Source organism: Endozoicomonas sp. SESOKO2, from assembly GCF_024606245.1.
Lineage (GTDB): Bacteria > Pseudomonadota > Gammaproteobacteria > Pseudomonadales > Endozoicomonadaceae > Endozoicomonas_A.
Window position 1 is genome coordinate 1 of record NZ_JAHHPQ010000493.1, and the last position, 2,538, is coordinate 2,538.

Genomic DNA, 2,538 nt, shown 5'->3' on the forward strand with positions numbered 1-2,538 from the left:
TCTGCATACCTTGGCTAAACGGGTAATCTCTCGAAAACCCAAATAGCGAATAAGCGTAGATTCCAGTTCAACGGGCAAATCGATTAATAAACATGGATTGTTGTTATATACAGTAACGTCTCTGCCTGCACTGACACCCGTTGGTGCTTCCTCCAATCGAGGCTGCTCCGGTGTTGGCAAGGGTAAGCTGTCAATGCTGGAATTGTTTTTCAAAGGGCCCATACCTGCTTCTCTCAAGGCTCCAAAGTCATTATTTATCCACGGTTTGAAAGGACATTTAAAATTGATTCAAACGGTTAGAACCGGTTTTAGAGTAAAAGTTCATAAAAATAACACTGTTTTTTAATCACTCCTCCATAGTTCGGTGATTCTCACCGTTTTATCTTCACTGACGGTCATTACATTTTGGCTATCGGTGCTGAAGTTGGCTGAGGTGACTGCTTTCTTGTGTTGAATGGTGGCTTTTTCCAGCCATGACTCATTGGCCTGCAAACCATAGATTTTCGCAGTGTTATCTTGACTGGCAGTCACCAGATTTTGGCTATCGGTGCTGAAGTTGGCTGAGGTGACCGCCCCCTTGTGGCAAATGCAGGCTTTTTCTTCCCATAATGCAGTGCCCTTCTGGCTGTAGATTTTCACTGTGTTATCTTCACTGGCGCTCACCACATGGCGGCAATCGGCGCTGAAGTTGGCTGAGTAAACTCGATTATCATGCCGAATAGTGGTCATTTCTTTCCATGATCCATCGTCTTGCAGGTCAGAGATTTTCGCCGTGTGATCCTTACTGGCGGTGACCAGATGGCGGCTATCGGCGCTGAAGTGAATTGAGGTAAGTGTGCGCTGGTGTTTGATGGTGTCTTTTTCTACCCATGGTCCAGCAGCCTCCTGCCCATAGATTTTTACTGCGTAATCTGCACCACATAGCGCCAGATGTCGGTTATCGGGGCTGAGCCTGGCCGAAACGATAAAACCTGCATGAATAGTGTGCTCTTCTCGCCATGATCCATCATCCTCCTGACTACGAATTTTCACTATGCTATCCCCACTGATGGTCACCACATGGCGACCATCGGGACTGAAAGTGGCGGCAGTGACGAATCTGTCATGGGAAATGGTGGCTTTTACTTCCCACGATCCATCGTCCTCCTGACCATAGATTCTCACTCTTTTATCGTGACTGGCGGTGACCAGATGACGGCCATCGGCACTGAAGGTGGCTGAAATGACCCAGTTATTATGGGTAATGGTGGTTACTGATTCCCATGATCCATCGTCCTTCTGACCGTAGATGCTCGCTGTTTTATCGTGGCTGGCGGTGACCAGATGGCGGCCATCGGCGCTGAAGGTGGCTGATCTGATCCAATCATTATGGGTGATCGTGGCTTTTGATTGCCATGATCCATCTTCCTCCTGACCATAGATTCTCACTTTTTTATCGTGACTGACGGTGGCCAGATCACGGCTACCGGCACTGAAGGTGGCAACACTGATAGTTTGACTATGGATAATTTCGGCTTTTTCCACTAGCTTGAATTTTTGACATTGAAACATCAGTTTTCTGTGGTTGAAGAGCAGCAGAGCAGGAAAATAAGCACAATTTTGATCTTTTATGAGTGACTCGACAGTGTCCTTATTTGCAAATGGCCTCAACCAATAGCGGAGTTGTTGTTTATCTTTTGCCGTAACGATGGTCTTTAGTTGATATTGGTATGGTGATGGAAACTGGCGATACCACGCTCTTTCCAGCGCTTTATCGCTTTTAACAAGATCACGAAGATATATGCATACCTCTGCCAGCCGGGTAATCTCTCGAAAACCCAAGCAGCGAATAATCATAGATTTTGGTACATAGGGCAAATCGAGTAATAAAGATTTATTGTTCTCATTGACAGTAACCTCCCTGCCAACACTGACCCCCGTCAGTGCTTCCTCCAATCGAGGCTGCTCAGGTGTTGGCAAGTGTGAGTCGACAATGCTGTCATTGTTTTTCAAAGGGTCCATGCCTGATTTCTTCAAAGCTTCAAAGTCACTATTTATCCTCGGTTTGAAAGGACATTTAGCATTAATTCAACGTTTAGAACCGGTTTTGGACTGAAAGTTCAGAAAATTGAGATCAATGGAACTAAGCAACAGCAACACCCTGATCCGGGAAAATAATGATAGAAGGAAACTTTTTCACTGAAAGCTCACTGCAAACATTGCCATCGGGCTTTCGATATAACGCTGTTTTTCAACGGGTTTTTAGCAAAAATACGCTCATTCGATCATCAATAACCCCTCCACAGTTCAGTGATTCTCACCGTGTAATCTGTACAAACGGTCAAGACATTTCGGCCATCGGGGCTGAATTTGGCCGAGGTGATCACAAGCCCGTGAGAAATGATGGCTTTTTTTATCCATGACCCATTGGACCTGAGGCCATAAATTTTCGCCGTTTCATCTTCACCGGCGGTCACCACGTGGCAGCTATCGGGACTGAAGTCGGCTGAGAGGACTTTGCCCTTATGGGTAATGTTGGCTGTTTCTTTCCATGATCCA

The 2,538-nt window shown here is 46.0% G+C and carries 3 protein-coding genes; all 3 read right to left on the minus strand.

The window, feature by feature from the left end; genetic code table 11:
* Window positions 1-222, minus strand: a 222-nt coding sequence (locus KDK17_RS11315) for a hypothetical protein (RefSeq protein ID WP_257288117.1), incomplete at its 3' end; no start/stop codon positions are given.
* Window positions 223-342: 120 nt separating this feature from the next.
* The gene (locus KDK17_RS11320) at window positions 343-2,001 is read right to left on the minus strand and encodes a WD40 repeat domain-containing protein (RefSeq protein WP_257288118.1); all 1,659 of its coding nucleotides are present in this window, start codon (window positions 1,999-2,001) and stop codon (window positions 343-345) included.
* Between the two features lie 266 nt (window positions 2,002-2,267).
* Window positions 2,268-2,538: WD40 repeat domain-containing protein (locus KDK17_RS11325; RefSeq protein ID WP_257288119.1), on the minus strand; the 271-nt coding region annotated here is incomplete at its 5' end.